At 47.1% G+C, this 17,616-nt stretch carries 16 protein-coding genes; 3 read left to right on the forward strand and 13 right to left on the reverse strand.

Annotation, left to right across the window (positions count from 1 at the left end):
* Positions 1–2: 2 nt before the first annotated feature.
* The 10 genes from MHI38_RS13875 to MHI38_RS13920 form a co-directional block, all read right to left on the reverse strand.
* Entirely contained in the window at positions 3–1,601 is a 1,599-nt protein-coding gene (locus MHI38_RS13875; protein WP_154890295.1) for a spore germination protein, read from the reverse strand.
* A gap of 211 nt (positions 1,602–1,812) precedes the next feature.
* Positions 1,813–2,151 (reverse strand): hypothetical protein, encoded by a 339-nt coding sequence (locus MHI38_RS13880; protein ID WP_090924143.1) that lies wholly within the window; start codon positions 2,149–2,151, stop codon positions 1,813–1,815.
* Positions 2,152–2,195: 44 nt separating this feature from the next.
* The gene (locus MHI38_RS13885) at positions 2,196–2,897 is read right to left on the reverse strand and encodes a pirin family protein (protein ID WP_154890292.1); all 702 of its coding nucleotides are present in this window, start codon (positions 2,895–2,897) and stop codon (positions 2,196–2,198) included.
* Positions 2,898–3,217: 320 nt separating this feature from the next.
* The gene (locus MHI38_RS13890) at positions 3,218–3,640 is read right to left on the reverse strand and encodes a DoxX family protein (RefSeq protein ID WP_154890356.1); all 423 of its coding nucleotides are present in this window, start codon (positions 3,638–3,640) and stop codon (positions 3,218–3,220) included.
* A 64-nt stretch (positions 3,641–3,704) separates the two neighbouring features.
* On the reverse strand, positions 3,705–4,565 hold the full coding sequence (locus MHI38_RS13895; RefSeq protein WP_154890290.1) for a M56 family metallopeptidase: 861 nt from the start codon (positions 4,563–4,565) through the stop codon (positions 3,705–3,707).
* A gap of 1 nt (position 4,566) precedes the next feature.
* A complete protein-coding gene (locus MHI38_RS13900) occupies positions 4,567–4,983 on the reverse strand; it encodes a BlaI/MecI/CopY family transcriptional regulator (protein WP_090924139.1) in 417 nt (138 codons plus the stop codon).
* A gap of 251 nt (positions 4,984–5,234) precedes the next feature.
* Positions 5,235–6,686: a catalase gene (locus MHI38_RS13905; RefSeq protein ID WP_154890288.1), complete on the reverse strand. Its 1,452-nt coding sequence runs from the start codon at positions 6,684–6,686 to the stop codon at positions 5,235–5,237.
* 348 nt (positions 6,687–7,034) lie between these two features.
* Entirely contained in the window at positions 7,035–7,391 is a 357-nt protein-coding gene (locus tag MHI38_RS13910) for a hypothetical protein (protein WP_154890286.1), read from the reverse strand.
* Positions 7,392–7,396: 5 nt separating this feature from the next.
* The gene (locus tag MHI38_RS13915; RefSeq protein WP_154890284.1) at positions 7,397–8,209 is read right to left on the reverse strand and encodes a winged helix-turn-helix transcriptional regulator; all 813 of its coding nucleotides are present in this window, start codon (positions 8,207–8,209) and stop codon (positions 7,397–7,399) included.
* The gene (locus tag MHI38_RS13920; RefSeq protein WP_090924136.1) at positions 8,185–8,580 is read right to left on the reverse strand and encodes a Fur family transcriptional regulator; all 396 of its coding nucleotides are present in this window, start codon (positions 8,578–8,580) and stop codon (positions 8,185–8,187) included. The genes MHI38_RS13915 and MHI38_RS13920 overlap by 25 nt, the downstream gene beginning before the upstream one ends.
* A 268-nt stretch (positions 8,581–8,848) precedes the next feature.
* Between MHI38_RS13920 and MHI38_RS13925 the strand changes: the two genes are divergently transcribed.
* A complete protein-coding gene (locus MHI38_RS13925; RefSeq protein WP_154890281.1) occupies positions 8,849–9,973 on the forward strand; it encodes a GGDEF domain-containing protein in 1,125 nt (374 codons plus the stop codon).
* A 129-nt stretch (positions 9,974–10,102) separates the two neighbouring features.
* On the opposite strand, the gene MHI38_RS13930 is transcribed toward MHI38_RS13925, so the two are convergent.
* Both MHI38_RS13930 and MHI38_RS13935 read right to left on the reverse strand, forming a co-directional pair.
* Positions 10,103–11,041, reverse strand: a complete 939-nt coding sequence (locus MHI38_RS13930) for an aldo/keto reductase family protein (protein WP_154890279.1) — start codon at positions 11,039–11,041, stop codon at positions 10,103–10,105.
* 176 nt (positions 11,042–11,217) lie between these two features.
* Positions 11,218–12,855 carry a hybrid sensor histidine kinase/response regulator gene (locus tag MHI38_RS13935; RefSeq protein WP_154890277.1) on the reverse strand — a complete coding sequence of 546 codons (1,638 nt, stop codon included), beginning with the start codon at positions 12,853–12,855 and terminating at the stop codon, positions 11,218–11,220.
* Positions 12,856–13,309: 454 nt separating this feature from the next.
* Here MHI38_RS13935 and MHI38_RS13940 point away from each other — a divergent pair, with 454 nt between their 5' ends.
* Entirely contained in the window at positions 13,310–15,271 is a 1,962-nt protein-coding gene (locus MHI38_RS13940) for an anaerobic ribonucleoside triphosphate reductase (RefSeq protein WP_154890275.1), read from the forward strand.
* Positions 15,268–15,777 (forward strand): anaerobic ribonucleoside-triphosphate reductase activating protein, encoded by a 510-nt coding sequence (nrdG, locus tag MHI38_RS13945; RefSeq protein WP_090924131.1) that lies wholly within the window; start codon positions 15,268–15,270, stop codon positions 15,775–15,777. The genes MHI38_RS13940 and nrdG overlap by 4 nt, the downstream gene beginning before the upstream one ends.
* Before the next feature lie 17 nt (positions 15,778–15,794).
* Here the strand turns inward: nrdG and MHI38_RS13950 are convergent, their stop codons facing one another.
* Positions 15,795–17,543: a methyl-accepting chemotaxis protein gene (locus MHI38_RS13950; RefSeq protein ID WP_154890273.1), complete on the reverse strand. Its 1,749-nt coding sequence runs from the start codon at positions 17,541–17,543 to the stop codon at positions 15,795–15,797.
* Between the last annotated feature and the right edge of the window lie 73 nt (positions 17,544–17,616).

Consider the following 17,616-nt stretch of genomic DNA (forward strand, 5'->3'; position numbering starts at 1 on the left):
GATCACCATCCTTCCTCTGCTTCTGGCGAACCATTAATATCTCTAGCCATACGTTTGCGATCCCGGTGCACGGTCGAAGGACGATTGATCATTTTCCACCAAGGCACCCGGACCAAAATATCTTTGGTATCCTTCTTATGGTATGGACTCACCCCTGACAGATAAGGTACACCAAAAGAAGTCATCTGTGTCAGATGTACAGAAATCAGCACTAGACCAATCACGATGCCGTATAATCCCAGCATGCCTGCCAGAAGCATGATCGGAAACCGTAACAGCCTTACGGTAATGGCAAAGTTAAAGCGCGGAATCGTGAAGGATGCAATCCCCGTCATCGATACGATAATAACCATTGGGGCAGAGACGATACCCGCCTGCACGGCAGCTTGACCAATCACAAGGGCACCGAGGATACTGACCGCTTGTCCCACCGTTTTAGGTAACCTGACCCCTGCTTCCCGCAGCGCTTCAAAAGATAATTCCATAATGAGCGCTTCAATGAGTGCCGGGAAAGGGATGGCTTCGCGAGCACCGGCAATACTGAGAATCAATGTGGTTGGAAGCATGTCCTGATGAAAGGTCGTAATAGCGATATACAATGCTGGCAGGAACAAAGCAATAAACACAAACAAAAAGCGGATCCAACGAATCAAATTGGTAATGAAGAACCGCTCATAATAATCCTCACTAGCCTGTAACATCTGCCACATCGTCACGGGTGCAATCAATGCAAACGGTGTTCCGTCCACCATAATGGAAAACCGACCTTCCAGCAGATTCGCGGCAACTGTATCCGGGCGCTCCGAATAGTGCATCTGTGGAAACGGGGAATTCGGGTTATCCTCGATAAGTTCCTCGATATAACCGCTCTCCAGAATACCGTCGATTTCAATCTTCTCCAGACGTTTTTTGACATCCTGAATTAATTGGGGATCGGCGACTCCCTCCAGATAGACGAGAACAACATCGGTTTTAGTATCGGAGCCCAGTGTCATACTCACCATTTTGAGTGCAGGTGTCTTCAGCTTGAAACGAAGCAAAGCTGTGTTCATGCGCAGTGTCTCGGTAAATCCCTCACGCGGTCCACGGATGACCGACTCCGTCTGCGGCTCCTCTACACCTCTCCGCACCCCGCCTTTCACGTTGAACAGCCAAGCTTCGGCTTTTCCGTCCATAACCAGTAGAGCCGACGAGGCGAGCACGCCCTCGGTCGCAGCAGCCCAGGTCTGAACTCGCTTGACCTGCGTTAATTCAATTCGTGTATCATCAATCGGCACATCCGGCTCGTCAGTCCGTTGCTGGATCAGCCCTCGAATAAGCGGGCGCAGCATATGCTCCTGAATATCCGCCGAATTCACAATTCCCTCGACATAAACGAGAAGCCCCTGAACCTCCGGTGTGATCATAACGTTTCGGAACACGACATCCGAGGAGTTTGAGAAGATTTCTTTTAACGCCTGAATCTGATTGGTATGTATGGCACTGATCGGTTGTTTCAGAATAGGCGGGGACGGCAGTCCCAAGGGTACATATTTGCTACTGTCAGTCGTTGATGCTGAAGTCTTGGACTTTTCGCTACCTTTTGATGATTTATCTGCCATATGCCGCCCCTCCATTCTTGGTTTTTATACAAGGTAGCTTGTGCCAGAAGGCAGGGAATTATGTGGTCTTTTTTCACAAAAAAAAGCCTTCCTCAAGGGAAGACTTAACAATCGAAACGATCAACTTGAAAACTGAACCATACGTGTTAAATCAATAACTTACACCATGAACAGAATAACAATCTTAGATCATACACTTATCTCTGTTCGGTTAGTCAGCAAAATAATCATCAGGTATATATTGAATTTCCGACTTGGCATAGATGGTGAGTGTATGCCGCTCGCTGTCATATTTTACGCGGTCGCCGTCAACATAATACCAGTGCTTTGTCAGAGGACGGTCTTTGCGCTGTACGAAACGGAATACGTTTAATTCCTGTCTCAGCTCAATAATCTTCAAGGCGGTCTGCTCATCAAGTCCCGATACAGTGAACAGGTAACCTGTTCCTTCCTGCTGAAAGCGATAAGACAAGGCTGCATCCGTCTTGCTGTTCGCCAGCCCACGCCCGGTGACCCCATGTTTTACCATAAACCATTCCTGCTGTGCCATACGTATCGTTCCTCCTTTGATCTTGGAGTGGGAGTTCTTATTCATTAAGGCAAATCAATCAACATATAAAACGTATCCTCATGCCCTTCCAGCTTCATGGAAGAAGTCTGCTCCACGCGTGCGGTATCTCCTGTATGGAGCACATGTTCATTCTGCAGGCCAAGCTTGCCCTCAATGGAGAAAATGTACATGCGGCGACCTTCGTTCTGTTCAAAATCAAGCGTCTTGCCCTTGGATAACCGCCCAAGGTAAATCGTCATGTCTTGATGAACCGTGGCAACCCGCGGCCCACCATCGGATGATGCTACAGGCACAAGAGCGCCTTCCAGAGCAGTTGTATCATACGAAGTCGTTTCGTAGGATGGCTGTAACCCTTTCGTATGTGGCATAAACCACAGCTGGAGAAGTCTTACTTCCTCGGTATCTGAGGCATTATGCTCTGTATGAATGACGCCGCTTCCTGCTGACATGCGCTGAATGCTACCAAAGCCTGTTACGGCAACATTGCCCAGACTATCTTCATGTCTCAGCTTGCCATTCAGCACGATGGATACAATCTCCATATCACTGTGTGGATGTGCCCCAAAGCCGCGACCTGGTGCGATGACATCATCATTGGCCACCCGCATGGGTCCAAAAGCAGTGTTGTCCGGGTCCTGGTACTCCCCAAAGGAAAAGCTGTGACTGCCCCGCAACCAACCACGGTCAAAGCTGGAACGTGCTTCGGATGGAATAACCTTAATCATATCGCGTAACCTCCTCAAATCTGTTATGGTTCGTGTAGATCCCTCTTATTTTTTCTTAGTAGCATACTTATTCTCATTATATCAAATGTTAAGGTAATACGTCCAAGCCAAAAAGTGACGCTCCTTCCTTCAAACCAAAAAGCTCTTTACCTGTCAGCTCGATCCGGCAATCACCGTTACCTCGTCGGACTGGCAAGCAAAGAGCTTGGCCGCAGGCGTATTCCTGCGCTTTAACACTTTCCGTTACACTTTTCTATGAATCGTTATATTATGCTTTGATTATACTCATCCTGTTATGTCGCTTTCCTCCCTGATGCAGATCAGGCACTCACATTTTGGCTGTTCTGACGTGTAGCTCCTTGCCGGTTAAACAGATAATCCAGCGCCAAAAAGCGGCTGCCAGTCAGGAGAAGAGTCAATGATCCTGCCATCAGCATGTAATCGAACTCTGTTCCCATCAAAAACGGTTGCCCTGCCTTGGCTGTGAACAGTGCGCCGACCATAACCGCGATGAACAGCAAGGCAAATACACGTGTACCCAGACCCAGGATCATGGCCGCACCACCTGCCAGTTCAATGACAGCAACAACAGACGCCATAAAACCGGGAATCCCTATACTTTCAAAGAAACCAACCGTACCGCTAATTCCACCCTCGAATTTACTCCAGCCATGTAATAGAAAAATGAGACCAATCATAATCCTTGAGAAAAAAAGTCCAATTTCAATGGTTTTGTTATTCATCATACATCTCCCCATTTCATTCATAATTTTAGTCCGGATGGATTGCTTGGTTCATGGTCGTTTTCTATCCGATCGACCATACAAACAGAACAGACAGCAGCAGAAACACCGTTACAGAGATTAGAATGGCATATCGCGGTAAGCGCAGTGTAACATCACGTTCAGGGTCGAGCAGACGGGAAATACGCACATTTACAGACGTATCGGCAAATGAGGACTGAATTGTCATCGCTCTTCCCTCCCCAGATGGTGTGCATGTCCGAAGCAGTTTCAAGAGTGCACTGCCAATACCTGCGGCATTCCCCGTACGTTCAATCGCTTCGTTATCTGCTAAAATCTCTCTGACGATGCGATATTGCTGTGACGTATGCTTCAGCACAGGAATATACGGCATCATCGTAGCAAATACCGAGAGCAATGTTGTTTTCAGTGGATCTCGGTGCCACAAATGGTGAACCTCATGATACACGACAGCCTTCTCTTCATCCGAATCCAGCATATGGAGCAGGCCAGTGGAAAGCACAATACAAGGTCGCCACAGTCCAATGGTAAACGCAACCGGAGAAGGTTTGCCCACAACAAGAAATCGGGGTTTCTTAAGATGTCTGTACCTTGCAGTCAATTCTTCCGACCAAGCGCGAATCTCCATGGAGCGGAGCTTGGTTACTGCGGCACGCGTCTGGACAATTCGTCTAATCATCATCCAGCTTGTACCAGCAAAAGTCAGCAAAACCAGAAGCAACAGGAACTGACCTACAGACATCCACCCCATACGACTCATCCAGTGATTGCATAGCCATAGCAGATTCAACCGGATGTCCCATCCAAATATTTTATACATCGCATACATGAACATCTGCATGAGCACGAGTACCGGAATACCCAACCCGACGGTGAACAAAATCTTGGAACGGGTCTTCCACATCTTAATCGTTATCCTTTTTCCATTGCTTAATCTTCATTTCGAGCCGTTCAATCAAGCCTTCATCGGCTTCATCTAACGCATCCAGCATGTGATTCACTGCCAGTGTCCCGAATTCGTCCACCAATTCCTGGGACAGTTCCTTGGATTGATCGTTCATAAAGTCCTCCCTGCTTTGTACCGGCCGGTACAGCGATGTGCGGCCCTTCTGTGTTTTGCCGAGTAATCCCTTATCCACCAACCGATTCATCACAGTCATAACTGTATTGAAATTTACGTCTTTGTCTTGTTCCAGTGCCGTCTGTACTTCACGGATGCTGCTGCCGGGACGAGCCCACAATACTTCCATAATCTTGGCCTCAAGTGGTCCAAAAAAACGATTCAGTCCTCGCTCGCCCACTTTAAAATTGAGTATTCTCATATTCTGACACCCCTCACACTACCCATTGTAGTGTCCAGAAATGAGAAGTCAACCTCTATGTCAGGTATTTTATGTAAATAATTTGTAAAAATGTTTTTCATTCGTGTATAAAAGTACATAAGAAAACCGGGCAATTCTGCAAAATTGCAGTCATACCCGGTTCGTATCATGACCTTTCCAAGCTGGCATAAAGACCAGCTATTCGCTTGTGCGAGATGCGGGAAGTTCCCGCGTCGACAGATAATCTCACTTTATTTTGGCATATGCCCAGAAATATCTACACCCAAGCCATGAGCCAGTCGTCCACCCAGCTGTCCGTCAGCCCGGAAGAAGTGGCATAATGCTCGCATCTGGATATCTACCGGTACGGCTTTGAGATCATTCGTCAGATTATCCAGCAGATGATGCTGCTCTTCTGGTGTGAAGGAACGGAACAGCTCTCCTGCCTGCGTGTAATCATCCGTTTTCTCAATCTTTTCCCGTGTGACATGCCCCTGTAATGGAACCTGGGTTTCCCGATAAGCCGGATCTTCCTGTGGACTGTTACCTGAGCTGTTAGGTTCATAGTTTACGGGAGATGGGTTCTGGTTCACGTTCATGAGCCCATCACGCTGATGATTGCGCACAGGTGCATACGGGCAATTCACTGGAATTTGGAGATAGTTAGGTCCAAGACGGTGCCGCTGTGTATCCGGGTAGGAGAACAGACGACCCTGCAACAATTTATCCTCAGACGGTTCAATGCCTGGCACAACAGCACTTGGTGAAAATGCGACCTGCTCCACTTCTGCGAAGAAATTCTGAGGATTACGATTCAATGTCATCGTCCCTACTGTCTGGAACGGTAGTACATCCTCAGGCCATGTTTTCGTTGGGTCGAGCGGATCAAAAGAGAAATCATCCATCTGTTCCGGCTTCAGCAGCTGCACTTGCAGCTTCCACTGCGGATATTCTCCATTTTTGATATGTTCATGCAAGTCTCGCGTTGCGTGGTTAAAATCCTGTCCCTGAACTTCGGAAGCTTCCTTACGAGAAAGGCCACGAGCACCCTGCGCTGATTCCCATTTGTATTTCACATAGTGTACTTCACCTTGGTCATTGACCCATTTGAATGCGTGTACTCCGAATCCATCCATCTCCCGATAGTTGGCCGGAATGCCCAGATTCGAGAACAGCCAAGTCATCATATGTGTTGATTCCGGGGAGAGGGTCATGAAATCCCAATATCGCGCCGGATCTTGAATGTTGGTATCTGGAGCCGGTTTGAGAGAATGCACCATATCCGGAAATTTAATGGCATCCCGAATGAAGAAAACAGGCAGATGGTTACCCACAATATCATAATTGCCTTCACGTGTATAGAATTTAACAGCAAACCCGCGAGGGTCACGTGCGGTCTCAGGAGAACCCGTACCATGAATTACAGTTGAAAATCGTACGAACACATCCGTTTCTGTGCCCGGCTCTTGCAGGAAATCGGCTGACGTATATGCCTTCATGCTCTGCTCCAGCTTGAACACCCCATGGGCTCCTGCGCCTCTTGCATGCACAACCCGTTCAGGAATGCGCTCACGGTCAAAATGAGCGATTTTCTCGATCAGGTGGTAATCCTCCAACAAGGTTGGCCCTCTTCTACCTGCTGTGCGTGAATTCTGGTTATCTCCTACCGGTGCTCCCTGGTTAGTTGTCAAACGATCTGTCATCCTGTCGTCCTCCTTATAATGGGTCTCATGTCTGCTGTATCTATCTACTAATTCCATTCATATTCGTTGTTCGCTCAAATATACATTTAGACTTGATCTAACTGTTAAAATCATTCTAACATGTCCCATCTATCTACTGCATGAGGTTCGTATGAGGTTCAGATGAGGTTGTTACGCTAAAGATGAACCAATTATGAAGAGAGCGAAACAGGCTTCATATATCAACGAAACATAAAAAAGCGCAGACCGTTTATTCAACGATCCACGCCATATTTCATCTTAATTAGCATAATCAGCATCTCAGTGATGACCGCTCATCTAGCTCATTTTACTGAACTCATTATGTCTTTAGATCATCAGTCCTGTAAGATCCTCATACCCCATGCGGGATAATAAGCCATTACCATCTAACTCCTGAACGTTCTTCCCGCTCTTATTTAATTCCATCTCAAGTATGCACTGCAGAACTTCGGCGACAAACTTGGGCTGGTTCAAATTAACAGCGTATGTTCCACCCTCTTTCTTCATCCGTAATCCTTCATTTAAAGGACTGCCGGAAATGGGTGTATCTCTGGTTACAAATATAATGATATATTTTTTGTCTTTATTTTCCGTAATAATCGTCAGTTTGGATCTGCAGTAGATGTCTCTAGCCGTTCTGTAGCTCCACCAATAAGTGCTCCCATCGACCACTATTTTTCTCATATTATCTAATCCGCCAATCGATAGCCCACGCCTCTTACCGTAACGATATATTGCGGCGAAGAGGCATTATCGCCCAATTTTTTGCGCAAGCTTTTGATATGCACATCCACCACATTGCTTCCACCTGTAAAATCAGTCTCCCAAATATCACTAAGCATCTCTTCACGCGAGATGACTGCACCTTTGGCATCAATCAGCTTGAGTAGCAGATCATACTCCGTTTTGGTCAAGTGAATGCGATCCTGATCACGTTGCACGCTCATGCGCTCCCGATCCAGCACCAAGTCTTTGAATCCGATTCGCTGTCCCTCTTCAGGTAAAAAAGCTCGCTTAGGCATTACAGGACTACTTCCAATCATGCGCTGTACACGGTAAAGTGCCTCCTGCGGACGTGCAGGCCATACAAGCAACTCCTCCTGAAGCATCGGTCCGCTTGCACTGCCAATCATCTTCTCCCCCACCAGGTAGAGACATGGTGTCGTTTGTTCCGCCTCGCGGTTCAACCGGCTGTGGATTCCCGTAAATGCATCAATCGTTCCGGCAACCGAGAGGTCATAGATCAGTAGATCAAAAACAAGGCGTTCATGGAGATCCGGTTCCCAACGATGGAACACAAGTACGTCAAAGCAACTATCTGTCAGAGCCTTCACCAGCTCATGCACCTGACCCGGCATCGGGCTGATCAGAATGACACGTCTGGTAATCGGGCAGTTGTCCACGAGAGGTGCCGTTCCTGAATCTGCCAGCGCAGGTTTGACCCGAAGTGGCAAACGGCGGCCTGACCATTTCACTTTTACTTGACCCGTTTGGTTTTGCATTCCCCGCAGACACCTCCAAATACCACATGTGCATGATCTATTGAATAACCGGTCTCTGCCGCTACCTGCTTCATCCATTGTGGAGGAACTTCTGTCATCACCTCGTCCACTTTACCGCATACTTCACACATAATATGCTGGTGATCATCCATCCGGGCGTCATATCGGCTTGCTGTTTCGCCAAGTTTAAGCTCCCTGATCAACTCTTTGTCTGTTAAATAGCGAAGAGAATTGTATACAGTGCCATAAGCCAGATTGTACCCCTGTTCCACCAAGCGATTCATTACATCCGCAGCCGTTGGATGGTCTTCTGATTTACGTACGACATCATACACGGCTTGCCGTTGTATTGTCAGATTTAACGTTTTCACAACCAAGTCCCCTTTTTTCTATTTTTCAAATGTATATACCTCTCGAACATATTTGTTCGCTTTAGCTTTTACATATCAAAAGAATTTTGATTTAGATTAAGTATAAATCTTAATGCATATGGAAGTCAATATTGTCCCGTACGGCTACGTTTTAGAATTTTATAGCGCATTAAAACCAAACCCTTCAAACATTTGGGATTATATGGTTCGCCCCCACACTGATTTTCAGATAAAATAGAGGGATGTGCGTAAAAGGGGGGGATGCTGGTTGTTAAGCACGTTTTTTGTCAATCTCTGTGTGATCATTTCCTTTCTGTACCTGTCAGGAATCATCGCCAAATACTACAGCATTCGTTTGCCTTTTCCCTCGCTTCGCGTGCAGCTGGTCGGTGGCTTTTTATTCGGTCTATACGGTACAGTGCTTATGAATTATTCTTTCCATATTAATGACACTACCATTGTGGATCTGCGGCATTTGGCTGTCGTAACTGCAGCCGTATATCTGGGTGGGCTCGCTTCTGTCATCACCGGAATCATCATTGCGATCCTTCGTATCGTTATGTTTGGTGTCACCTCAGCAGCCATTGATGCAGCATTTATTATGATCCTACTCGGGCTGGCTGGTGTGTATTTTGCCTACGCTTCGTGGTCCAGATTAACCAAGATTATTACTATGAATCTCTTAGGCATGACCATGATATTTATCGTACTGCTAATGAACACGCCCAGCATGAATACATTGATGAAAGTATATCCCATACAGATGACCATAGCCTTTGCTGGTGGCCTTTTCATATATTTCATCGCTGAATTTATTAATAGATCTAACGAGATGTTATTTCTGCTGGAACGACGAGCCTCTACAGACCATCTGACGGATCTGAGCAATCGGCGGCAATTCGAGCAGTCTCTCCAGTCTGAGCTTCAGCATGCTAGGCAGTATCATCAGAAGCTTTCCTTGCTGGTTATTGATATTGATCGATTCAAAAAGGTAAACGATACGTTTGGTCACTCTGCCGGAGATTCCGTATTGAAGCAACTTGGACAATCGCTTGTAGAACATGCGCGTTCCACGGATCTTGTATCCCGTAACGGTGGAGAAGAATTTGCAATTCTATTGCTCGATTGTGGATATCATCAATCTATGGCTATTGCAGAATCCGTGCGGAAAGCTGTGGCCCGATCTCTTTTCATCCTGCCAGACGGGCAGACCGTAAAGCTCACGATCTCCATTGGTGTAGCCGTTTATCCTGATCACTGTGATGACCACGATGACAACGACCTGTTTGATCAAGCTGACCGTGCGCTATATGAAGCTAAAAATACGGGACGCAACAGGGTATGCTCACTGCCGCCCCGCAATATCACGGTTGTAGATAATGATTCATTTTGAGAAGATGATTAGTCTTAACGACGAAACGAAAGGGATGTCTCACCTGCCTCAACCAAGGCAAGCGGGACATCCCTTTCGCATTCATTAAACCAATAATGTTCTTCAGTTTCTATAGAAAACCAGTTGGAGTCAGGCCAGAATTTTTTCAATCTCTGCAATAACAGCAGCATCCAGCTTAACTCCAGAAGCTGCAGCATTTTCCTTAACCTGTTCCGGACGGCTCGCTCCGACCAGAGCGCTGGAAACATTATTTTGCCGCAAAATCCAGGCCAGTGCCAGTTGTCCCACCTTGAGGTTCAGCTTGTCTGCAACTTCAACTAATTGACGTACTTTGCCGATGCGATCTGCGTTAATTTTCCCTTCGTCCCAGCCAAGCTTGGCTGCCCGGCTATTCTCCGGGATATCGGAGACAGATGTATATTTCCCTGTCAGCAAACCTTGTGCAAGTGGTGAATAAACAACCTGTCCGATACCTTTACGTTCACCCAAAGGAATGATCTCGCTCTCTATATACCGATCAAACATATTATATACCGGTTGATTCACGACAATATGATCCAGCAACAGGCGATCTGCTGTACCGAGCGCAGCTTCCATCTGAGCCGCTGTCCACTGGCTCACACCTACATACAGCACTTTACCATGACGCACCAGATCGTCCAGTGCACGAAGGGTCTCCTCTATCGGTGTCTCCTGATGATAACGATGGCAATAGTAGATATCGACATAATCGGTGCCAAGGCGTCTCAAGCTGGCCTCGCACTGCTCCATAATATGTTTGCGGGACAAGCCGTGATCGTTAGGGCCATCACCCATTTTGTTAAACACCTTGGTTGCGAGAACATAAGAGCTTCGTGAATACGCTTTCAATGTTTGACCCAGCAATACTTCTGCGGCTCCCCGCTCATAGGCGTTGGCTGTATCGAAAAAGTTGATCCCTTCATCAAATGCCGTTTCAATTGATTTCACCGCATTTTCACGTTCCACATATCCTCCGTACGTCAACCAGCTACCTAAGCTGATTTCGCTTACTTTCAGTCCGCTTCCACCTAACCTGCGATAATCCATGAATACATGTCCTCCTCAGAATGTAGAAATGATGAAGTTAAGTTCCATATCCTATTGTAACCCAACCTGAACAAATGGAAAAACATATAAGTAGAAACTCAGGAAAAACAGCAAAAAAAGCACACCGCGAGTGATGTGCCTTCTGTAACCTTGGTAGAGAAATTCATCTTCTCTTTTTATGGCAAAATAATACTCAGTGCATTTAAAAGCTCAGTCTGTCTAACTGGCTTTGTCAGCACGGCATCAAAAACCTCCGTCTGCTGAATATTCATATGCATCCCATATGGAACGAGCACAATGACAGGCAGGCCTTCAATCTGCTGTTTCAGCGCAATGACGAAATCGACTGTAATGCCCTCACGCAAGCCCAGATCTACAACAGCCACATCCGGCTTATAACCTTCCTTGATCCATTCATATGCAGAGGCTGAACCCGAAGTCATGCGCACATCCATCTCCCAATTCCGCATCAGGGAGGATACGCCCTGCAAAATATCAGGATCTTTGGCGAGTAGCACTTTTTTAGCTTTCAAACGTTGCTGCACACTTGTGATTTGCGGCAAATCCCAATATCTGCGTAATGGCAATGAAATCCGGAACTCGGTTTCGTCACCTTGCAGGCTGTTCACCTGGATACGACCATGCATCAGAATGGCCAGATTCTGGCTGACTGCCAGTCCCAGATTGCTACCAATCAGTTTTTCCGTACTGATCGCTTCCGGTTTGGCAGTCGAAACTCGCAAACGGTTGTCGGATAACATTTGTCCTGTGTATCTAACCCGTAGCAAAAGCAGGCTTGTATCCTCTACTTCATCTCCCCTCATCTCTGCTGTTACCAGTACAGCACCTTCCCGAGTGGAATCCATGGCGTATTGCATCACATGGCCCAACATCTGGCCAATCTTGATCTCATCACCAATGAAAACCTGCGATACGTTCAGATTCAGGTTTAACCCCAGTTCTATCTTTTTGCTCGCAGCTGTTCCGGCATAGAGATAGACAGTGTTCTCAATGGTGCTGACCAAATCAAAGGGATCATCATGAATAACCGTTTTCCCTGCCTCATTGATATTAAAATTCATCATATTGTTGAGCAGTGAAAGCAGAATATTACCGCTCGTTTCAATCATGTTCACATACTCAGCTTGTTCCTCCGACATGTCGGGTGTCCGCATCAGATCTGTCAATCCCAAAATGCCGTTCAGCGGATTACGGATCTCATGACTCATCAGTTTGAGCATTTGTGTCTTGGTCATGGCCTCGGATTCGGCACGTTCCTTCTCTGCCTGTAATTTCTCTTGCAATTGTTCTGAATGGCTGAGTCTCTGCTCCTGAACGTGCAGCGCACTCTCCAGGTCAACAACGTATCCTAGAAAAACAGCCATAGCTTTCAGCGTCTTCATATCGGTTTCACTGATGTTATACCCTGGATCATCCATTATGCATATCGTTCCGAAAGCTTCACCTGTTCTACGTACAATAGGTACTCCCACGAAAAATCGATTACCCAATCCACCCGTGACATTCATTGATCGTGTTACAGAATGTTCGGTGGTATCCGAAATGGTAACGACACTGTTATTGTCTCTTAAGACCAGACTACAGTAAGATTCCATAAAAGGAAGCGCAGTCCCTTTGACTATTAATTCTTCCTTGCGGTTGAAGGCTTCCAGAATGACATTAGTCACTCCGTCATTCGTGGCTACGAAGATGGTATTCACTCTTAATATGCCACTTAATACGTCCACAATATGGGCCGCTGCTTCTTCAATATTTTCATAGAAGCCTTGGTTAACGCCTTCTACCGTCCCCATGATCCAACCCCTCTTTGTTTGTCTTGGCTGCTATATTAAGTTCACCGATCAGAATGTTGATTCACATGCAGGGTCTGCCGGGGAATCCGAACGATTGTCACAAACTATACTTATATGTTTAACACCACAGAAGTACTAGAGAATCATACTGGTGCCTGTAACCTCTTTTCTCACCGAACAGATCTGAAAAAATACTTCGATCCACGATATCTGACTTGTAAGTTTATACTTGCAGGGTAAGTAGAAATTATACGCCTCTGTTTGAAATTTGGGAACCTCAAACCCGCGCTAAATCCCGGAAGGTGCTCTTCCACCTCACAAGGGGTGTGATCATAATCACACCCAAAAAACCACATATAGTTTATAAATGGATAATACAAATCTACATGTAGTATATAACTCGTATATTAATCAAATTATAATCTATTCAAAAATCATTTAGGAGGCACGTTACATGACTATGCTTGAGCATGCCGCACCACCGGCAACCGATCTGTTATCTGACCTGGGAAGACGTATTATTGGCGCAGAAGACGCTGATACGCTGAGGGAGAATGCAAATCTGAATGGAGATTCCTTCAGCGGCAAGATGAGCAGGCTTGGATCGGAGACAGCCAAATGGCATGCCATGCGCCATGTATTGCCAGAGGTGCTTGCAGATGCGGTGGAGAATGGCGATCTGTATGTGCACGATCTGGATCAGTATGCCCTTGGAACAACGAACTGCATTTTTATTCCATTCGATCGATTGCTTGCTTCTGGCTTCAATACAGGGAACGGATCGGTTCGCACACCACAGACCATCATGTCTGCGATGGCTCTGGTCGCGATCATCTTCCAGTCACAGCAAAACAGTCAGTACGGCGGCGTATCCGCCAACAAAATCGACTGGGATCTGGCGCCTTACGTACAACGCTCTTTCATCAAGCATTTCCGCAAAGGTCAACGGCTTTTTGATGAACAAGCCTTGCTGACGGACGAGAAGCTTCATCTGAACAGTGCTGAAGCGAAGCAACAGTGCCCGCGGGCATTTGCTTTTGCAAGTGAGGAAACAGAACTGGAGACAGGACAAGCCGCCGAATCTCTTATACATAACCTCAATACGATGAGTAGCCGAGCGGGCGGACAGATTCCTTTTACATCGCTAAACTATGGTATGTGTACATCAGCGGAGGGTCGTCTGGTGTCCCGCTCCCTGCTCGAAGCAACGATTCGTGGCCTCGGACATGGGGAAACGCCTGTATTTCCACAGCATATTTTCCAGTGTAAGCAAGGGGTTAACCAAGCTCAGGGCGACCCGAACTATGACTTGTTCCGCCTCGCGGTAACCTGTTCTTCACGGCGCATGTACCCTAACTTTGTCAATGTGGATGCAACGTTTAATTTACCTTTCTATCATCCGGAAGACCCGGACACGATCATTGCAACGATGGGCTGCCGCACACGCACCCTTGCGGATCGGTTTGGACGAAATCGGCAAAGTGGTAAAGGAAACCTGTCTTTCAATACGGTCAATCTGGTGAAACTCGGGATTCGGTTTGGCATCTGCCAAAACAATCGGGCTGTTGCGGATCGGGAAGGATTCTATGTGGCCTTGGATAAAATCATGCACAATGCCGTGGAGGGTTTACTTCATCGGTATGCCATTCAGAAAAAACAGCCTGCCAAATCATCGGACTTCATGATGCGTGAAGGGGTATGGGAAGGCGGAGAGAAATTGGAACCGGATGAGCCGGTTGCCGATCTGTTGAAACACGGCACGTTGTCTCTTGGATTTATCGGACTCGCCGAATGTATGACTGCTATGTATGGACGCCATCACGGACAAGATATGCATGTGCATCGCGAGGCGCTGAATGTCATCCGTACGATGAGAGAGTTCTGTGATCGGATGAGTGAGCTGCATAACCTGAACGTTACGCTCTTTGCTACACCTGCTGAAGGTTTATCCGGCAAATTCACCAAAATAGACCGAGCCTGTTACGGCCCGATCTCCGGTGTGAATGAACGTGAATACTATACGAACTCGTTCCATATTCCGGTCTATCATAACCTTCCTGCCTACCGTAAGATTGAACTGGAAGCTCCATTCCACGCTCTGTGCAATGCCGGAGCCATCTCTTATGTTGAACTTGACGGCAATGTGCGGGCAAATACATCAGCCTTTATGCGCATCGTACAGTACGCGCTGGCACAGGATATCGGTTACTTCTCAATCAATCATCCGATTGATCGTTGCCCTGAATGCGGGTATGAGGGGGTCATCGGTGATACCTGTCCGGGATGTGAAGTTCACGAAAATGAGGTTCACTTCCAGCGCTTGCGCCGTGTAACCGGTTATCTGACAGGAGATTACAAGGTACGCTTCAATGCTGCGAAGCAGGCCGAAGTACGGGATCGGGTGAAACACCGGTGAATTTGTTTGGTTACATTCCCGAATCGGTCAATGAAGGAACCGGCCTTCGTGCTGTGCTGTTTATCAGCGGATGCCGCCATGCATGTCCGGGCTGCTTCAGCCCGGATTCGTGGAGTTTTCGCGCAGGTGAACCCTTTACAGAAGAGCGGCAGCAACAGATTTTGCATGAGGTCACGAACCATCCGTTACTGGATGGCGTGACGTTATGCGGGGGTGACCCCTTTTTCTCAGCAGCAGCATGTACTCGTTGGGTACGTCAGTTTCGGGATGCAAGGCCAGATCTGACGGTATGGGCCTACACCGGATTCGAGTATGAGGAACTCATCGCCGACCCGGAAAGAGCAGAGCTTGCACAGCTATGTGACGTGATTATCGACGGGCGTTACCTTGCAGCAGAGCGTGATGTATCTCTGCCCTTCCGTGGAAGTCGTAATCAGCGCTTGATTGACGTGCGCGCAACGCAAGCATCTGGAAACATCGTTACATTGCATCTTGGTGCAGTGTAACGATGTTTTTTCTCCTTTTACACCTGAAACCTTTGGATGACCTGATTCAGTTCGTAAGCCAAACTTCTCAGCTCGTGAGAAAGACTTGATACTTCTTCCATCAGCGCCAGTTGTTCTTCCGAAGAAGCACGAGCCTTGTTCGCGTTACCGGATGAATCCGAAGCCACAACACCCAATTGCTCCAAAGAAGCAGCAATCTGATCACTGCTGGCTGACATTTGCTCAGAGGCGGCGGATACTTCGTAGACTTGTCCCGATACCTTCTGAATAGATTCGACAATCTGGCGGAATGTTTCTGCCGTTACTACGGATGTCTCTGCTCCTCGTTTAGCGACATCCACTGACTCTTCAATGGAAGTTACGGCCTTCTCCGTATGATTAAGGATACCTTGAAGAATCTGGTCGATCTGATCAGAAGACTCTTTGGAGCGATTCGAAAGCTTCTGAATCTCCTGTGCAACCACAGCAAAGCCTCTTCCCGTTTCACCTGCTCTAGCTGCCTCAATGGAAGCATTCAGCGCAAGCAGGCTAGTCTGATCCGCAATATCCCGAATCATGGACATGATTCCACCGATGCTGCTGTTCAATTGTTGAAGATCATGGAGAACTACAACCGTGCCTGACATGTTAAGTTCAATCTTCTGCATCTGATCGACCATCGTTGTAATATCTGCCTCACCTCGGCTAGCGAGATCGGTTGTATCCGAAGCCAGTTCAGCAACCACCTGAGACGAGTCAGCAATTCGTTTGATGCCAATGACCATCTCGCCGATGGACTCCTGGCATTCATTCGTGGATTGTCGTTGCTGTTCTGCCCCGGAGGACACCTGCAACATCGATTCGGTAATCTCTTGTGAAGCTTCAGTGGTACGTTCCGAACTCATCTGCAGATCCGCAGCTGAGCGGGTCACACTCGCAGAAGTGGACTGAATGCCTGTAATCAGTTGCTGTAGCCCCCCCAGCATATGATTAAATGCGTTGGCCGTTTGGCCGATCTCATTGTTATTGCGTACATCCAGACTGACTGTCAGATTGCCGCCTGCTGCCTGCTTCGATACGTCTGCGAGTTTCTGTAATGGTCGAAGTACAATTCGAGCCAGAATGACCATAACTATAATCATAATGACCGCAATGACAAATCCACTCCCCAGACTATACAAAAACATCCACATCTGATCCTGCTTCACTTGGGCTGCGTCCAAATCCAGACCAAAAATAGCAATCGTCTTACCCGTATCATCTTTGATCGTGCTTAGATAGGTCACCCACGTCCCTGCAGTATCCGTGTATGATTCTGTAAAAGCGGTTCCGTTCTGGAATACATGATCATATGTATCTTGAACTACTTCTGGAATTTCGTATTCGACACCGGGGACCATCTCCAGATCATAGAGTGCCTGATTGACTTGCACCCCCGTTAAGATCTGTTTCCCATCCCGTTCGATAATATCCGATTTGAATATATAAGCATTTGCAATAGAGGCAACACCGGTCATTGCATCGAGTTGTTCTTTCAATGACGTGAGTTCGGGAGATGTTGGCTTAGGTGAAGCCCCCAGTTGCTGATTCGCCTGTTCTACCCACTTATGGTTGAGCTGAAGCTGATTGGACAGCGCCTTACCTACCTGATTAATTTCTTCGTAGTAAGCCTGCTGACTTTGTTTGAAATTCAACACACTCATCAGGATGATCATTACAAACAAAATGATGGCAATCAGGACAGAACTGGTGAAAACCAAACTTCGATTGCGGAAGTAGCGTAACATTGCAGATTCCCCTTTTCCTTTACTTTTCTAGCTTACATATCCGTCCTGATAAAGAATGAGTTCGGATCCGACT

The sequence above is a fragment of the Paenibacillus sp. FSL K6-1558 genome (assembly GCF_038002565.1).
Lineage (GTDB): Bacteria > Bacillota > Bacilli > Paenibacillales > Paenibacillaceae > Paenibacillus > Paenibacillus polysaccharolyticus.